The sequence below is a fragment of the Vreelandella zhuhanensis genome (assembly GCF_009793355.1).
GTDB classification, from domain to species: domain Bacteria; phylum Pseudomonadota; class Gammaproteobacteria; order Pseudomonadales; family Halomonadaceae; genus Vreelandella; species Vreelandella zhuhanensis.
The window spans coordinates 285,937-301,483 of the sequence record NZ_WTKP01000001.1 but is presented as its reverse complement, the minus strand read 5'-3'; the positions used below and the strand labels follow the sequence as shown (position 1 = coordinate 301,483).

14 protein-coding genes are annotated in these 15,547 nt (G+C 57.5%); 7 read left to right on the top strand and 7 right to left on the bottom strand.

Going from position 1 to position 15,547, the window contains the following annotated elements; all coding sequences use genetic code 11:
* Positions 1-30 precede the first annotated feature (30 nt).
* From mreC to tldD, 6 genes are read left to right on the top strand one after another with little or no spacing between them, the layout of a single operon-like run.
* Positions 31-975: a rod shape-determining protein MreC gene (gene mreC, locus GPM19_RS01360; protein WP_160417262.1), complete on the top strand. Its 945-nt coding sequence runs from the start codon at positions 31-33 to the stop codon at positions 973-975.
* Positions 975-1,466 carry a rod shape-determining protein MreD gene (mreD, locus tag GPM19_RS01355; protein ID WP_160417084.1) on the top strand — a complete coding sequence of 164 codons (492 nt, stop codon included), beginning with the start codon at positions 975-977 and terminating at the stop codon, positions 1,464-1,466. Before mreC ends, mreD begins: the two co-directional genes overlap by 1 nt.
* Before the next feature lie 17 nt (positions 1,467-1,483).
* Positions 1,484-2,101: a Maf family protein gene (locus GPM19_RS01350; RefSeq protein WP_160417083.1), complete on the top strand. Its 618-nt coding sequence runs from the start codon at positions 1,484-1,486 to the stop codon at positions 2,099-2,101.
* Between the two features lie 58 nt (positions 2,102-2,159).
* The gene (gene rng / locus GPM19_RS01345; RefSeq protein WP_160417082.1) at positions 2,160-3,623 is read left to right on the top strand and encodes a ribonuclease G; all 1,464 of its coding nucleotides are present in this window, start codon (positions 2,160-2,162) and stop codon (positions 3,621-3,623) included.
* Positions 3,624-3,626: 3 nt separating this feature from the next.
* Positions 3,627-7,526, top strand: a complete 3,900-nt coding sequence (locus tag GPM19_RS01340; protein WP_160417081.1) for a YhdP family phospholipid transporter — start codon at positions 3,627-3,629, stop codon at positions 7,524-7,526.
* The gene (tldD, locus tag GPM19_RS01335; RefSeq protein WP_160417080.1) at positions 7,523-8,974 is read left to right on the top strand and encodes a metalloprotease TldD; all 1,452 of its coding nucleotides are present in this window, start codon (positions 7,523-7,525) and stop codon (positions 8,972-8,974) included. The genes GPM19_RS01340 and tldD overlap by 4 nt, the downstream gene beginning before the upstream one ends.
* 11 nt (positions 8,975-8,985) lie before the next feature.
* Here the strand turns inward: tldD and yjgA are convergent, their stop codons facing one another.
* Complete coding sequence (gene yjgA / locus GPM19_RS01330; protein WP_160417079.1) at positions 8,986-9,504, bottom strand: ribosome biogenesis factor YjgA; 519 nt, start codon at positions 9,502-9,504, stop codon at positions 8,986-8,988.
* Between the two features lie 98 nt (positions 9,505-9,602).
* Here yjgA and pmbA point away from each other — a divergent pair, with 98 nt between their 5' ends.
* Entirely contained in the window at positions 9,603-10,955 is a 1,353-nt protein-coding gene (gene pmbA / locus GPM19_RS01325) for a metalloprotease PmbA (protein WP_160417078.1), read from the top strand.
* Here the strand turns inward: pmbA and GPM19_RS01320 are convergent.
* From GPM19_RS01320 to lptB, 6 genes are all read right to left on the bottom strand, one after another.
* Positions 10,952-11,221: an HPr family phosphocarrier protein gene (locus GPM19_RS01320; RefSeq protein WP_160417077.1), complete on the bottom strand. Its 270-nt coding sequence runs from the start codon at positions 11,219-11,221 to the stop codon at positions 10,952-10,954. The genes pmbA and GPM19_RS01320 overlap by 4 nt on opposite strands.
* Before the next feature lie 10 nt (positions 11,222-11,231).
* Positions 11,232-12,176: an RNase adapter RapZ gene (gene rapZ, locus GPM19_RS01315; RefSeq protein ID WP_160417076.1), complete on the bottom strand. Its 945-nt coding sequence runs from the start codon at positions 12,174-12,176 to the stop codon at positions 11,232-11,234.
* Positions 12,177-12,314: 138 nt separating this feature from the next.
* Positions 12,315-12,785, bottom strand: a complete 471-nt coding sequence (gene ptsN, locus GPM19_RS01310) for a PTS IIA-like nitrogen regulatory protein PtsN (RefSeq protein ID WP_160417075.1) — start codon at positions 12,783-12,785, stop codon at positions 12,315-12,317.
* 4 nt (positions 12,786-12,789) lie between these two features.
* On the bottom strand, positions 12,790-13,101 hold the full coding sequence (gene hpf / locus GPM19_RS01305; protein ID WP_160417074.1) for a ribosome hibernation-promoting factor, HPF/YfiA family: 312 nt from the start codon (positions 13,099-13,101) through the stop codon (positions 12,790-12,792).
* Between the two features lie 161 nt (positions 13,102-13,262).
* Positions 13,263-14,681, bottom strand: coding sequence for an RNA polymerase factor sigma-54 (locus tag GPM19_RS01300; protein ID WP_160417073.1), 1,419 nt, complete (start codon positions 14,679-14,681; stop codon positions 13,263-13,265).
* Positions 14,682-14,799: 118 nt separating this feature from the next.
* Complete coding sequence (gene lptB / locus GPM19_RS01295) at positions 14,800-15,525, bottom strand: LPS export ABC transporter ATP-binding protein (protein ID WP_160417261.1); 726 nt, start codon at positions 15,523-15,525, stop codon at positions 14,800-14,802.
* Positions 15,526-15,547: the final 22 nt, after the last annotated feature.

Below are 15,547 nucleotides of genomic sequence, written 5' to 3'. Positions count from 1 at the left end.
CGATCTAGATAGCGGTCAACCGCGGGGGAACTGCCTATCAAACCGCTGTTCTCGCATGGACCACTGCCCGGCTATCGGTTGTTCTTCTGTGCTCTGGCAGCGGGTGCGTTGATGTTTGCCGACCAGCGTTTCACGCGGATGGAAGACGTACGTGCCCAGCTTTCCATGGTGGTGGCGCCCATCCAGTGGGTGGTCAGCGTACCCAGTGACTTGCTCAACTGGGGAGCGCTTGCGCTCTCCGATCAGCGTGCTCTGGTAGAAGAAAACCGCTATTTACGTGAGCATATCCTGACACTTTCCCATCGTGCCCAGCGCATGGCCAGCCTGACCGCCGAAAATGTGCAATTACGTGAATTGTTGGGTGCAGCGCAGCGTAAGGATGTGCCGTATATGACGGCAGAGCTGTTATCTCTGGATAATGATCCCTTCAGCCATCAGATGGTCATTGATCGCGGGCACCGCAACGGCGCCTACGTGAGTCAACCGGTGATTGATGCCTCCGGCCTGGTGGGGCAGATTACGGCGGTATCCGCTTATTCCAGCCGAGTGTTGATGCTGGCAGATGCCAGCCATGCCTTGCCAGTACAGGTCAACCGCAATGGTCTGCGTTTCATTGTCCAGGGGGCGGGGCGCTACGGTAGCTTGAATGTGCTGCATGTGCCGGATACCGCTGATATTCGTGAAGGCGACTTGCTCATCACATCGGGCCTGGCAGGACGGTTCCCAGTAGGATACCCGGTAGCGAAGGTCACCGAAGTTTATCACGACCCTGGCCAGCCATTCGCCCGTGTCACCGCTCAGCCGATGGCGCAGTTGCAACGTTCGCGACACTTCCTGTTACTGTTTCCGGCAAAGCAAAAACCCATAGAAGAAATTGCATGGGATGAAACCTTGATTCTCTCGGGAAATGCACTGCGTGCCGCGCTAAGGGTGGCCTCCCAACGTTCTGCCGGTAACGCCGGGGAGGCGAGATAATGGCGCGTGCTCCGGTGATTTCCTGGGCGGTGATCTGGTTGAGCTTGTTGCTGGCGCTTTGCTTGCAGGTCATGCCATTGGCGGAGGGCTGGCAGGTATTTCATCCTGACTGGCTGGGGTTGACGTTAATCTATTGGTGCATGCGTACACCGGACAGAGTCGGGGTTTATCACGGCTTTGTATTGGGGATACTGCTGGACCTGATAGAAGGCACTGCCTTGGGACAAAATGCCTTGGCCCTTGCGTTGTTGGCCTTTCTATGTGCCTTGTTGTACCCGCGTTTTCGTGCTTACTCCCTACTCCAGCAAGCGGTGCTGGTGCTGGTGCTGCTGGGTATCGTGCAATTGGCGGAGCAATGGCTGCGTACCTTGATCGGCGAGTTTTCGATTCACTTGGCCTTCTTGATTCCTTCCTTGATCAGTGCTGCGCTGTGGCCGTGGTTGGCTACGTTGTTCAAGGCGCTGGAACAGCGGTTGGCAAGAACCCACTAGGAGAACCAGGAGCTGACATGCCGCATCCTCAATTCCCGGTGTTATGCTTGGCATCGGCATCACCGCGGCGCAAAGCATTATTGGCCTCCATCGGCGTGAAGGTGGACATCATCGCCTGTGATGTCGATGAGACCCTGCTGCCAGGTGAGGTGAGCGTTGATTATGTGATCCGCTTGGCAATGGCCAAGGCCTCGGCGGCTATCCCGAGCACCGACTTGCCAATTCTTGGTTCGGACACTGCCGTGGTGCTTGACGACTGTGTGCTGGGTAAGCCGCAGGATGCTGATCATGCGGCTGCCATGCTGCGCTCACTTTCCGGGCGCAGCCATGACGTCGTGACAGCCGTGGCGGTCCATGGACCAGGGGGAATGCTAACCGCCTGTGTCACGACTCAAGTGACGATGCGCCGTTTGAGTGAAGCTGAGATTGCAGCCTATTGGCGTACCGGCGAGCCACAGGATAAAGCCGGTGGCTATGCGATTCAGGGCAAAGCGGCGATTTTTGTCGAGCGTATCGCCGGTAGCCACTCTGCCGTGGTCGGGTTGCCGCTTTACGAAACCGCCGAGCTTTTAAGCCGGCAAGGTGTACCGCTGTGGGACGGCGCATGGGAGCATGATGCGGGCTTGCCATGCTGACGCAGCCCTGTAAATTAACCGAACCCAGAAGTGAAATCGAACCTACAAGGAATTTTGCATGAGCGGCGAAGTCCTCATCAACCTGACGCCAATGGAAACCCGGGTCGCGGTCGTCGAAAATGGCGTATTGCAAGAAGCGTTGATCGAGCGTTCACGACGTCGCGGCATTGTCGGAAATATCTACAAAGGCAAGGTGGTGCGCGTGCTTCCGGGCATGCAAGCAGCATTTATCGATATCGGCCTGGATCGTGCGGCTTTCATTCATGCCCATGAAGTCATGCCGTCAGGCACGCCCCCCGACGAACAGTTGACCATCGGCCAGTTGCTTCACGAAGGCCAGGCATTGGTGGTGCAGGTCACCAAGGACCCGATTGGTTCCAAGGGTGCTCGCCTGACCACGCATCTCTCGATTCCTTCGCGTTACCTTGTTTACATGCCGGACTCAGCCAACCACGGCGTGTCGCAACGCATCGAAGATGAATCTGAGCGCGAACGTCTTCGGGAATTGCTGATCGGCAGTGTTGCCGAGCAAACCCTGGAGGTCCAAGGGGGGTTCATTGTGCGTACCGCTGCCGAAGGGGTAAGCCAGACGGAGCTGGCCAGCGACATGTATTTCCTGTTGCGGCTTTGGCGCAAGATCAGTGAGCGCAAGATTACCGCCACTCCCGGCGCAGTGATTTATGACGACCTCCCTTTGTTCATGCGTACCCTGCGCGACGTCATGCGTGACGAGATCGAGAAGGTGCGTATCGATTCCCGGGAAAATTTTGCCAAGCTGGTGGAATTCGCCGAAGAATTCATGCCCACCGCCGTGGAACGCATCGAGTATTATCCGGGGGAACGACCGATTTTCGATCTCTACAGTGTGGAGGACGAAATACAGAAAGCTCTGGGGCGCAAGGTGCAGCTCAAGTCAGGCGGCTATCTGGTGATAGATCCTACCGAGGCCATGACTACCATTGACGTCAATACCGGCGGCTATGTTGGGCATCGCAATCTTGAAGAGACGATCTTCAAGACCAACTTGGAGGCGGCCAACGCCATTGCCCGCCAGTTACGCTTGCGTAATCTGGGAGGGATCATCATCATCGATTTCATCGATATGGAAGATACCGAACACCAGCGCCAAGTGCTGCGGGTGCTCGAGAAGGCATTGGAGCGCGACCACGCCAAGACCAAATGCACCGGTGTCACCGAGCTGGGCCTGGTGCAGTTGACGCGTAAGCGTACTCGGGAAAGCCTGGAGCAGACCCTGTGCGAGGCATGCCCCACTTGCGCCGGTCGAGGTACCTTGAAAACACCGGAAACCGTCTGTTATGAAATTTTCCGGGAAATCCTGCGGGAAGAACGCGCCTATAATGCGGATACCTACATGGTGCTGGCCTCGCAGGCGGTGGTCGATCGGCTTCTGGATGAAGAATCAGCGGCAGTGGCCGACCTTGAAGTCTTCATTGGCAAGACCATTCGATTTCAAGTGGAGCTGCATTATTCCCAGGAGCAGTACGACATCGTGCTGATGTAATCCATGATGAGGCGTTCGCTGGTGCGTTGGGGGTTGGCACTGCTGGCTGTGGTATTGGGAGGCCTTGCGGTACTGCTAGTGGTTCTACGCCTGCTCATGAGCCAGGCGGATGCCTTGATACCCCACATCGAGACCTTGCTGGAAGCCCGCATCGGCGCTTCTGTAAAGATCGACCATCTTTCCTTGCAACTGGCCCGCAATGATCCGCTCATGCGCCTTTCCGGGGTGCATGTCACTACCGCGGAAGGCGAAACGTTGCTGGCGCTGGAGCAGGCGAAGCTGCGGCTGGATACGTTTGCCACGCTGGGCACCATGGCGCCGGTCTTCAACGATGCCCGCATAAGCGGTCTGGCAGTGCATCTTTATCAACAGGACGAAGGCGCCCGCTGGTACTGGCCGGGCACTACCGAACTGCCGCTTGAGTATGAGCTGGATCTGGAAACGCTGGACGCCTGGGCTGCACTGATCCTGCGCCAGCGTCTATGGGTTCAGGAAACCAGCATCGTGCTGCATGGCCGTCAACGAACAGTCACCTTGCTGGCACCTGAGTTGCTGATGAGTGGGGATTATCGCCGTACCCGCCTGGAAGGTACCTTGGAAATCGCTCGGCAGGATGCGCCTGGGCAAGTCGTCGAAAATTGGCCTGCGGTACAGATGCAGGTGGAAGTACAGCCGGGAAAGCACGGTTTCCGCGATTTCTCCGCCGCCCTGCAACTGGATATGCAACTGGATAACTTGCGCACCCTGGCACAGTTGTTATTACCCGCACGAAGCCCGCAATTGCAGCATGCCAGCGGCGAGGCGCGCCTCTGGGGGCGCTGGCAGGCAGGTGCGCTTGCCGATGCCCGTATCGATCTCGATATGTCTCACTTGGCCTTGCGCCATCAAACCCAAGAGGCCGTACTGCGTGATATTCATGCTCAAGGCCAGTGGTTGCGGCGGGGCGACGGGGGTGAAGCCTGGCTGGAAGGCGATGCTGACACGGTTGACTGGATGCAACCGACAGAATCGGGCGATGTCGGCCCGGCACTGCCGCACCATTGGTACCTGATCCATGACCCGGATGGCTGGGAAGTACGCACCAGCGAGTTTGAGCTGTCGTCACTAGCGGCCTGGCGTGAGCACGTTCCGTTGCCTGAAGCCTTGTCGCGGGTAGTGGCGACACTGGCGCCGCGAGGCCAAGTGAGCGGGCTAAGTCTGGGACATCGCCATGATCAGTGGGAAGCCACGGCAGCTATCAGCGGCCTTGAAGCATCCCCTTGGGGGCATGTGCCGGGCGGCGGCCCCCTGGATGCCTGGGTCGAAGCCCGGGATTTGCGCGGCAGGGTCTTATTCAATAGTGACGGGGCCAGTACCCTGTATTTCCCTAATATCTTTTCGGCGCCCATGACATTGAATCATGCTCAAGGGGAAGTGCAGTGGGTCTACGATGGCCCCGACAGCCTGATCAGTGGCAGGAACCTGCTGGTTGATTGGGAAGGCGCCCGGGTCCAGGGCGGGTTCGGTCTGGTCACTGGAAAGCCGCGAGGTCACTTTGGCTTGGATATTGCCTTTCGCGACGTTGACGCCGTCGAGCGTCCCTTGGCCCAATGGCTACCCATGGGAATTCTGGGGGAAGACTTGAGTGAATGGTTACTTAGCGACGTGGGGGCTGTAGTAAGAAAGGGAACGTTTTCGTTAAGCCAGCCTTTATTCGAAGGCGTTAACATAGAGGATATAGAGCTGGAATTGGCGCTGGATATTGTCGACGGCTACTTGCCCATCGCTCCCGGCTGGCCGATGCTGGAAGGTATCGAGGGGCACCTGCAATTGAGTAATCAGCGCTTGCAGGCCGTCATCGACAGCGCCCATAGCCATGGAGTGAAGGCTACTTCCGCCGAGGTGCTTTTGGAAGATGGCCAGTTAAGAATCGACGGCAAGGTCGCATCTTCTGTTGAAGAAGCTAGGAACTTTCTGCAAGCCGCCCCTCTGGAAGGCATGCAGGCGTTGGATGATTGGCAGGGAGAAGGGCGTATCAATGCCGACATCGCCTTGAACACCTTCCTTGAAGCACCCGAGGCCCTGCAACTCGAGATCAATGCCCAGCCCCAATTGTCACGGCTGACCTATGAGCCCTTGTCGTTGAACGTCGATCAGGTCGGTGGGATGCTCAGCTGGACTCAGCAAGGGCAGGACGGTGGGCTTGCCGGGCAAATGGCTGGGCGTCTCTGGGAAGGCGATGTCTCGGCGACTATCGACACTCATGAAGACCGTCTGAGCCTGCAGGGTGAGTCCGAAGCGGGAGCCCTGCTACGCTGGGCGGGAGTGCCGCCTGAGAGAACCCAGGCATTGGCGAAGGGGCGCGCCGCCTGGCAGGGGCGACTTGAACTCGAACCCAGCCTGCAGTTACAGCTGAATAGCACCCTGCAAGGCTTGGAATTGATGTTCCCCGCTCCCTTACAAAAGCCCGCTCAAGCCGCCTGGCCATGGTCGATGAAGGTTGATATAGAGAATGGAACCATACAAAGCGAGCTGGCCAATGTAGTGGATTTTCGTGGCCGGCTTCTTGACGAGGGATTGGCTGGAGCGCTCTGGTTGGGTGAGGCAACCCCTCTGCCCGTCGATTGGCCCACCCAGCCCGGCTGGACGGTGAAAGCCAATGTGCCCCGCCTGGAGCCGCTTGACTGGCTCAGCTTGGTCGAGCTCTTTAAAGAGGATATGCCGGTAGAAAACAAACCCGCGAATACTCAGCGAAGCGATTGGCAACTGGCGGTTCAGACGCCTTGCCTGACGTACCAGGATCAGTGCCTAGGGTCGGTGGAGGCTGAGGGCCGCATGAGCCCCGCAGGCATTGAACTCAACCTGAGTGGCAGTCTTGTGGCGGGCCGTGTGCACTATCGCCCTCAGGCAGAAACTCCGCTGGATATTAGCGTAGGCCGCCTGATGCTGGATGATCTGATGGTCTTGTCCGATCAGTTCACAGGTCGGGCAGGCTCGGGCGAAACCGTTTCGGCTACAGCCACTGGCGACGAGCAAGCACAACCCCGTGCCTGGATGAGCGAAATCGAAACCCGTGCATCCGCTGAGCTTAGCGGGATACCCCCCTGGCTTGAGGCGCTACCCGATGGGCGACTGCGGGTGGCGGAAATAGTGCATGAGGAAAAGCGTGTCGGGCCATTGACCGCTTACTGGAAAACGCGTGGCAATCAGTTCACTCTGGCTCCGGTAGGACTAACGTTGGGGCAGATATCGGCGCGTGGCGAGTTGCGCTGGGAAGGTGATGCCACCAAGAGTCGCACCCATGTGGACCTCACCTTGCAAGGCGGTGATATCGGCACCGCCTTGGCACGGCTGGCGCAACCCAATGTCATGCACAGCCGGCGGACCAATCTGGCAACCCGACTGACCTGGCCGGGCGCCCCATGGGAATTGGAACTCAGCCGATCTGAAGGCGAATTGTCCATCGAGCTGCATGATGGGCGTTTTCTCAATATCGAATCGACGCCTGTTGAACTTATCGGCTTGTTGAACTTTGATAATCTAGTGCGCCGTTTACGCCTGGACTTCTCCGATGTCATCGGGCAGGGAACCGTTTTCAACCGTGTGCACGGCAGCGTCGATATTGCTGATGGCGAATTGACCACTCGAGAGGTATTGGAAATCGATACACCAGCCACCACCTACACCATGGCGGGCACTGTCGATCTTATACGTCGGGAACTCGACCAACGCTTGGGCGTCAGATTGCCCATCAGTCAAAGCATGCCACTTGCCGCGCTCATTGCGGGAGGACCGCTGGCGGGAGGAGCCTTCTTTATCGCTCACCAGCTGTTTGGTGACGCTATCAATCGGGCGACAACGATCTATTACCGCGTGCGTGGCCCTTGGGCGGCGCCGCAAATCACTTTGGAAGGTACTCAATGACCCCAGACAATGCCATGTTGGAAACAGCCGTCACCACCTTGTTGACCCCGGGAGGCTTGGATCTCGACGCACTGGAGACGGGACTCTCGCATGCGCTGGGGGCAGGAGTGGACTATGCCGATCTATACTTTCAACGCACTTGGCAGGAAGGCTGGGTACTTGAAGACGGTGAGGTAAAAGAAGCCAGCTACAACATCGATGGCGGGGTGGGTGTGCGTGCTCTGGCCGGTGAAAAGACCGGTTTTGCCTACTCGAATCAAATCACTGCCGATGCCTTGGCGGACACCGGACGTACCGCTGCAGGTATCGTGCGTAGCGGCCAGCGGCTACCTGGCCAGGCTGTGGCCACCTCAACAGCTACGTCACGCTATACCGGCCTTGACCCTCTCGCCGGCCTGACTGCCGAAGACAAAGTGGCGATGCTCAAGCTGGCGGATCGCGTCGCGCGTAGCGCCGACCCCAGCATCAGCCAGGTAAGCGCTTCGCTTTCGGGAACCTACGAAGTCGTTCTGGTACGTGCCAGTGACGGCACCCTAGGGGCGGATATCCGTCCCTTGGTGCGTTTCAACGTCAGCGTGATCGCGGTCAAGGATGGCCGCCGTGAGCGGGGCAGTGCCGGAGGCGGAGGACGCTTTTCCATGGCCCGCTTGCGCGACGACAACGTGGCTGAAACCTATGCCCGTGAAGCGGTACGTCAGGCACTGGTCAACCTTGAGGCCGTGGCCGCCCCGGCGGGACAGATGCCGGTAGTGCTGGGTCCCGGCTGGCCGGGCATTTTGCTGCATGAAGCCGTCGGTCATGGCCTGGAAGGGGATTTTAACCGCAAGGGCAGCTCGGCATTTGCCGGGCGCATGGGCCAGCGCGTGGCCGCCAAGGGCGTGACCGTAGTGGATGATGCCACGCTCGATGGTCGTCGTGGATCGCTGAGCATGGACGACGAGGGCACGCCCGGCCAGTACACCCCCTTGATCGAAGATGGCATTCTCACCGGTTATATGCAGGACAAGGTGAACGCACGGCTCATGGGCATGGCGCCGACGGGCAATGCCCGGCGCGAGTCCTTTGCCGATCTGCCGATGCCACGCATGACCAACACCTACATGCTGGCCGGTCAGGACGAGCCGCAGGACATTATCCGGAGTGTTAAAAGAGGCATTTATGCGGTCAGCTTCGGTGGCGGCCAGGTGGATATCACCTCTGGTAAGTTCGTGTTTTCCGCAAGCGAAGCCTACCTGATCGAAGACGGCAGGATTACCGCTCCGGTCAAGGGAGCGACCTTGATCGGTAATGGCCCGGAAGCCATGGGCCGGGTCTCGATGATCGGCCACGACATGGCACTGGATACCGGTATTGGCGTATGTGGAAAGGAAGGGCAGGGCGTACCGGTGGGTGTCGGTCAGCCCACCTTGAAACTTGATGAGCTGACCGTAGGGGGAACCCAGTCTTAACGCTTTTCGCGTTACAGGTCAGCGCTTTCGCGAAGGAATTTGAACAGCTTGCGGGCGCTGGTCGGTGGTTTGGCCTGGTCGCGTTCACGGCGTGCGTTGCGTATCAACTGACGGAGCGTTTGGCGATCCGTGTCGGGATAGTCTGCCATGAAGGCATCTATTGCCGAGTCGTCTTCCTCGATCAGGCGGTCGCGCCATTTTTCCAGGCGATGAAAGGCATGATCACGCTGCTGTTGTTCCTGGTCGACACTGTCAAACACCGCTTGGATCGCGACCAGGTCTTCCTTGCGGATCAGTTTGCCGACGTATTGCATGTGTCGCCGGCGCCCTTCATGGGAGCGGATGCGTGACGTTTCCTCGATGGCACGCAGCATGTCATCGGAAAGCGGAAACCGTGCCAACTCAGCGGGTTTCATGGCAATCAGGTTTTCCCCCAGTTCCTGCAGGGCGTGCATTTCACGCTTGAGCTGCGATTTGCTGGGGCGTTCTTGTTCATCGTTTTCGATGAAGTCAGGGCGTTTTTTGGACATGATGTGGCTCGTTAACGAATTCAGGTTGCGGCAGTATATCAGGCCGCAAGCGACAGCATTCACCTGCCGAGGATTCTCGGCTGAGGAAGGAGAAAAACATGACACAAGCGTTTGATGCGCCGGCGCAGCAACAGCTGCTGGAAACGCGTGCCGAAGAGGCGTTGGCACTGGCCAAACAGTTGGGTGCAGATGCCTGCGAGGTTGGGGCAAGTGTCGATCAAGGCGTGGGTGTCAGTGTGCGTCTGGGCGAAGTCGAAACCGTCGAGCTGTCCCGAGATCAAGGTATCGCCGTCACGGTATATGTCGGTATGCGCAAAGGGAGTGCTTCCTCAACCGATGCCGGGCAGGCGTCAATTCGTGCAGCGGTGGAAAAAGCCATGGCGATTGCGCGCTACACCGGCGAAGACCCAGCGGCAGGTCTGGCGGATGCTGCATTGATGGCCACGGATTTCCCCGATTTAAACGTCCATCACCCTTGGGAGCTGAGTACCGAGCAGGCTATTGAAATAGCGCTTGCCTGCGAAAGCGCCGGTCGCGGCGTCGAAGGCATCACCCATTCTGAGGGCGCGTCCCTTTCGACAGGAGAAGGCGTGCGGGTCTATGCCAATAGCCATGGGTTCCTGGGGAGTCAGAAAGGCAGCCGTCACTCACTCTCCTGCATGTTGATTGCCCAGGACGGCAGCGGCATGCAGCGTGACTATGATTACACCTCGGCCCGCGACCCACGACAGTTACAGGACCCCGAAGCGGTTGGGCGGCAGGCAGCTGAGCGAACGCTGCGCCGGCTTGGTGGAAGGCGTCCCAGGACCGGCCGTTTTCCGGTACTCTTCGACCCGAGCCTGGCGGCTGGTCTGGTAGGCAATCTGATGGGCGCCCTGGCCGGCGGCGCTCTGTATCGCCAAGCGTCATTCTTGTGTGACCGCCTGGGAGATCCTTTGTTTCCCGACTGGTTCTCCTTAAGCGAACGGCCCATGGAGGTCGGCGCCATGGCCAGTTCGCCGTTCGATAACGAAGGTGTACAAACGCGCAATAACTGTTTTATCGATCGGGGACGCCTGGAAAGTTATATGCTCTCGAGCTATAGCGCTCGACGCCTGGAAATGCAGACCACGGGCAATGCCGGGGGAGCTCGGAATCTACGTATCTCGGCACCGTTAAGCGCACCGCAAGACTTGCTGCAAAAAATGGGGCGTGGGGTATGGGTGACGGAATTGATGGGACAAGGGGTCAATGGCGTCACCGGGGACTACTCTCGCGGTGCTACCGGCTTCTGGGTGGAAGATGGCAAGGTCCAGTATCCCATTGAAGAGTTCACCATCGCCGGTAACCTCGAACAGATGTTCAGTGGCTTGGTAGGTATCGGTAACGACACCGATACGCGAGGCAGCATTCACACTGGCAGCTGGTTGATTGATGAAATGACAGTGGCCGGCGACCAGGAAACTCGCTAGGCGTCTTCATCGAAGCGGGCGTCAAAGAGTTCCTGGATCGCTTCGAGTGCCTGTTCTGCATCGTCGCCTTCTGCGCTTATTGTAAGTTCGGTGCCACAGGGAGCGGCCAGCATCAAGAGAGCCATGATGTTGGCCGCATCTGCTTCTTGACTGGCTTTTTGAACGTGTACGCGTGCGTTGAAATCCTGGCAGCACTGCACCAGTTTGGTGGCAGCACGAGCATGCAGACCGCGTCGGTTGATAAGCGTCAGCTTGCGTTGAGGCACCGTATTTCCTTTATCTTGCGTGTGCGCTGAGTGGCGTTGATGTTGAGCCTTCATCACCGGTGAATTCTACCTGGCCTTTCTCGGCACTGAGGGTGTATTGCAGCCCCAGTTCGCGATGGCGCAGACTGATATTACCGTAATTATTCATGACTTGTCTGGCCAGGCGTTCGGCCATATAAACTGATCGATGCTGCCCACCGGTACAACCGATGGCCACCGTCATGTAACTGCGTTGACTGCTCTGATAAGCAGGTAGCCAACGTTCCAGCCAGTCATGGATATCGTTGTACATGCTATGGACGATGGGGAAGTCATCAAGAAATTCGATGATAGTGGCATCGCGTCCATTCGATTGACGTAGCCGAGGGTCCCAGTAGGGGTTGGGCAGGCAGCGTACGTCAAATACCAGATCGGCATCCAGGGGAACCCCACGCTTGTACCCAAACGACTCGAAGGTGAGCGCAAGCTGGTCACGTTGATGATGAGCCACCTGGTCGACAAGGCGGCGACGCAGGTCATGCACGGATAACCGCGAGGTGTCGATCATCAAGTCGGAAAGGTTGCGGATTTCACTGAGAGCCTTTTCTTCCTCGGTGATGGCTTCTTCCAATGTCATGTCACTGTTGCGAGTCAATGGATGACGTCGACGCGTCGCTGAGTAACGTTCCAGCAGGATACGGGCATCGGTGGTCAGGTAAATGACCTGGCAATCGATACCCCGTTCGCGCAATTCCATTAACAGGCTGGGAAAGCGCTCCAATGCGTAGGGCAGGTTGCGTGCATCGATGCTCACCGCCAAATGGGTTCTTTCGCTTTCCTGGACCAGTTCATCCACCAGTGAACCCAGCAACATGGCGGGTAAGTTATCAATGGCGTAATAATCCAGGTCTTCCAAGGCTTGCAGAGCGATGGATTTTCCCGAGCCGGAGCGCCCGCTGATGATCACGAGTTGCATATGAATCTCCTGCTCCTGGCCAGGCGTCACCCTGCAGCGTCTAGTGAGGGGCTGCGAGGAGGCAACGAAGGTATGACGGATAAGGTACTCGTAGGCTGATGCAGAAAACAATAACGTTCAGAACGTGAACAATAAAGTTCAGGAAACGTCCTGGTTTCGAATTGTCGTCGTCAGTATGTCAAGCAGTTCGCGTTGGCTGGCACTCTTGCGTAACTGAGCGCGGGTGTCCGCATCGTTCATGATCGTGGCTACCTGGCCGAGAAGCGCGAGGTGAGTGTCATCGGCTTTTTCCGGTACCAGCAACACAAACAGTAAGTCGACCGGGTCGCCGTCAATGGCGTCAAAATCCACCGGTTCGGCAAGCTTGAGAAAACTGGCAATAGGCGCATCGCAGTGGGGACTGCGGGCATGAGGAATAGCGACTCCATTGCCGATTCCCGTACTGCCTAGGCGTTCTCTGCCAATGAGTCGACTGAAGACCTCTTGGCTATCCAGGCTCGGGGTATTCTGAGCAATGAAGGTGCTGAAAAATTCCAGTATACGCTTCTTGCTCCCCCCGGGCACGTCGTAAAGCACACGCTCGGGGGGCAGGATGGCTTCCAGTGACATCAGGTTAACGCACCCCGGCGCCTTGGGCGCGGGCTTGTGCTTTTTCCTTATGCTTGACGAGCTGGCGATCGATCTTATCCGCCAAGGCATCTATGGCAGCGTACATATCGACATCCGTGGCTTCGGCATGCAGTTCGTCAATACCGCCTGCATGCAGGGTACAGGCGGCTTGTTTACGTTCTTTTTCGACAGACAGGACTACTTGTACCGTGGTGATATTGTCGTAATGTCGCTCTACGCGAGCGAGCTTTTCATTGACATAGTCACGCAAGGCGTCAGTCAGTTCCACATGATGACCGGTGATATTGACTTGCATTGACGTACTCCTTCTCTGTCGGGCTGTGACTTGATTGTAACCCTTTTTCCTTTCAAGCAAAGCCCTTGGGAAAAGATTCTTGAATCTCATTGATTCAGCTCGGCTTATGCGTTGATTGCGGGCTTTGTTCAGGCTTTTTTCTGTAAGATCTTTTCTCGAGACTATCTTAATCGACGGCGTTCACTGGAAGGGGGGATTCCCATGGCTTCGCGGTATTTGGCGACCGTGCGACGTGCCACCTTGACGCCGTTTTCCTGTAGCAGTACCACGATTCGGCTATCGGAAAGGGGTTTGCCCGGAGGCTCTTCCTGAACCAGTTTCTTGAGCCGTGCGCGAATGGCGGTACTTGAATGGCTATCGCCCTGGCTTTCGCCGCCTCCCACCTGGCTGGAAAAAAAGTACTTGAGCTCGAAGACGCCACGCGGGGTATGGATGTATTTTTGCGTGGTTACTCGCGAGATGGTGGATTCGTGCATCTCAACGGCTTCGGCAATATCCGCCAGTATGAGGGGTTTCATGGCTTCCTCGCCATGCTCCAGAAAACCGATCTGCCGGATAATGATTTCGCGCCCTACGCGTAGCAGGGTGTCATTGCGGCTGGACAGGCTCTTGATCAACCAACGTGCTTCCTGGAGATGCTCCTTGAGGAACTGGTTATCGTGGCTCTTGTCAGCGCGCTTGATCAGGCTTGCGTAATCCGGTTGAATTCTCAACCGGGGAAGTGCCTCAGGGTTGAGCTCCAGGTGCCAGCCTTGCGCATCATGGCGTACTACCAGGTCGGGAATCACATAACTCTCGGTCGTTTCGGAAAAGGCGCTGCCTGGCCGCGGGTCGAGGCTGCGTATCAGCTGAATGACCTCATTCAGCTGCTGGTCATCGAGACCCAGGCGGCGCTTGAGCAGGCGTAAATCGTCCTTGCCCAAGACTTCCAGAAACTGACGCACCAGACGTCGTGCCTGGGGCAGCAACGGCGTCTCATCGGGTAACGTTGCCAGTTGAAGCATCAGGCATTCACGCAGATCTCGGGCGAAGACGCCGGTAGGCTCGAATTGTTGCAAGCGCAGCAGTATCCCTTCCACTTCTCGCAAGGTGATGCGCTCGACCTGCCCGCGCAATCCTTCGCGGATCTCGTTGAGCGTCTGGGTCAGGTAGCCATTGGTATCGAGGGCATCGATAAGACTTTCCGCTACCAGCTGTTCACGGTCGTCGAAATCAGTCATCGCGAGTTGCCAGAGCAAGCGGCTTTGGAGGTTTTGCCCAGCGGCCTGGCGTTCAAAATCCGGTCCTTCCGAGGTGCCGCCAACCATAGAACCCATGTCCTGGTAGGTGTCCGACCAGTCGCTATCGACGGCAAGCTCGGTGGGGATATCCTCCGACCATTCCGGCTCGGGGGTTTCATTGACGGTTTGCTCGCCGAACTCATCCTCCTGTTCCAGCATCGGGTTGCTGTCGAGTGCCTGCTGAACTTCCTGTCGCAGATCAAGCGTGGATAACTGCAGCAGTGCAATGGCCTGTTGCAATTGCGGCGTCATGGTCAGCTGAGTACCCATGCGCAATTGAAGTGAGGCTTTCATGACCATAGGGAAGTCCCGCTTGCTTGATCGAAAGTTTTTACCCTAGTGCGGGCCACGACCTGACGCAACCCAGCTTTGGGTAATGATTAGCAATAAATATGCCACTAGGCTGGGAAAATATTGCCTATAAGCGGAAATCGGCACCTAGGTACACATCGCGTACTTGCTGGTTGTCTAAAATGCTTTGGGGGGGACCATTGGCGATGATCTGGCCGTCGCCGACGATATAAGCCGTATCGCAGATGTCCAGGGTCTCACGCACGTTGTGGTCAGTGATCAAGACGCCTATATGGCGTGCCTTGAGTGCGCGGATGATGGTCTTGATCTCACCCACGGAAATAGGGTCGACTCCGGCAAAAGGTTCGTCGAGCAGTACGAACGCCGGTTCGGTAGCGAGCGCGCGGGCGATTTCCACGCGCCTGCGCTCACCACCGGAAAGGCTCATGCCCAGGTTGTCGCGTATATGAGTGACATGAAAGTCTTCGAGTAGCGCTTCTCGGCGTTGTTCGCGAGCGCTTCGATCAAGGTCCTTACGCGTTTCCAGAATCGCCATGATGTTGTCGGCCACCGACAGCTTGCGAAATATCGAGGCCTCCTGGGGCAGGTAGCCAATGCCGGCCATGGCGCGTTCGTGCATGGGGGCGCCGCTGAGGTCATGCTCATCGATACTTACTTCGCCGGCATCGGCGCGTACCAGGCCGACGATCATGTAAAAGGAAGTTGTCTTGCCGGCCCCATTAGGGCCCAGCAGTCCGACCACGCTACCCTGAGCGATCTCGAGACTGATATCCTTGACCACGCGCCGGCGCTTGTAGCTCTTGGCCAGATGGCGGGCATAAAGCGTTTTTATGCCCGGAGTAGACGCAGAAGCT

Coding starts and splice junctions, on each gene's coding strand:
- GPM19_RS01350 (WP_160417083.1), top strand. CDS start 1,484: ATGCCGCATCCTCAATTCCCGGTGTTATGCTTGGCATCGGCATCACCG.
- tldD (WP_160417080.1), top strand. CDS start 7,523: ATGACCCCAGACAATGCCATGTTGGAAACAGCCGTCACCACCTTGTTG.
- mreD (WP_160417084.1), top strand. CDS start 975: ATGGCGCGTGCTCCGGTGATTTCCTGGGCGGTGATCTGGTTGAGCTTG.
- pmbA (WP_160417078.1), top strand. CDS start 9,603: ATGACACAAGCGTTTGATGCGCCGGCGCAGCAACAGCTGCTGGAAACG.
- rng (WP_160417082.1), top strand. CDS start 2,160: ATGAGCGGCGAAGTCCTCATCAACCTGACGCCAATGGAAACCCGGGTC.
- GPM19_RS01300 (WP_160417073.1), bottom strand. CDS start 14,681: ATGGTCATGAAAGCCTCACTTCAATTGCGCATGGGTACTCAGCTGACC.
- GPM19_RS01340 (WP_160417081.1), top strand. CDS start 3,627: ATGATGAGGCGTTCGCTGGTGCGTTGGGGGTTGGCACTGCTGGCTGTG.
- ptsN (WP_160417075.1), bottom strand. CDS start 12,785: ATGTCACTGGAAGCCATCCTGCCCCCCGAGCGTGTGCTTTACGACGTG.
- yjgA (WP_160417079.1), bottom strand. CDS start 9,504: ATGTCCAAAAAACGCCCTGACTTCATCGAAAACGATGAACAAGAACGC.
- rapZ (WP_160417076.1), bottom strand. CDS start 12,176: ATGCAACTCGTGATCATCAGCGGGCGCTCCGGCTCGGGAAAATCCATC.
- hpf (WP_160417074.1), bottom strand. CDS start 13,101: ATGCAAGTCAATATCACCGGTCATCATGTGGAACTGACTGACGCCTTG.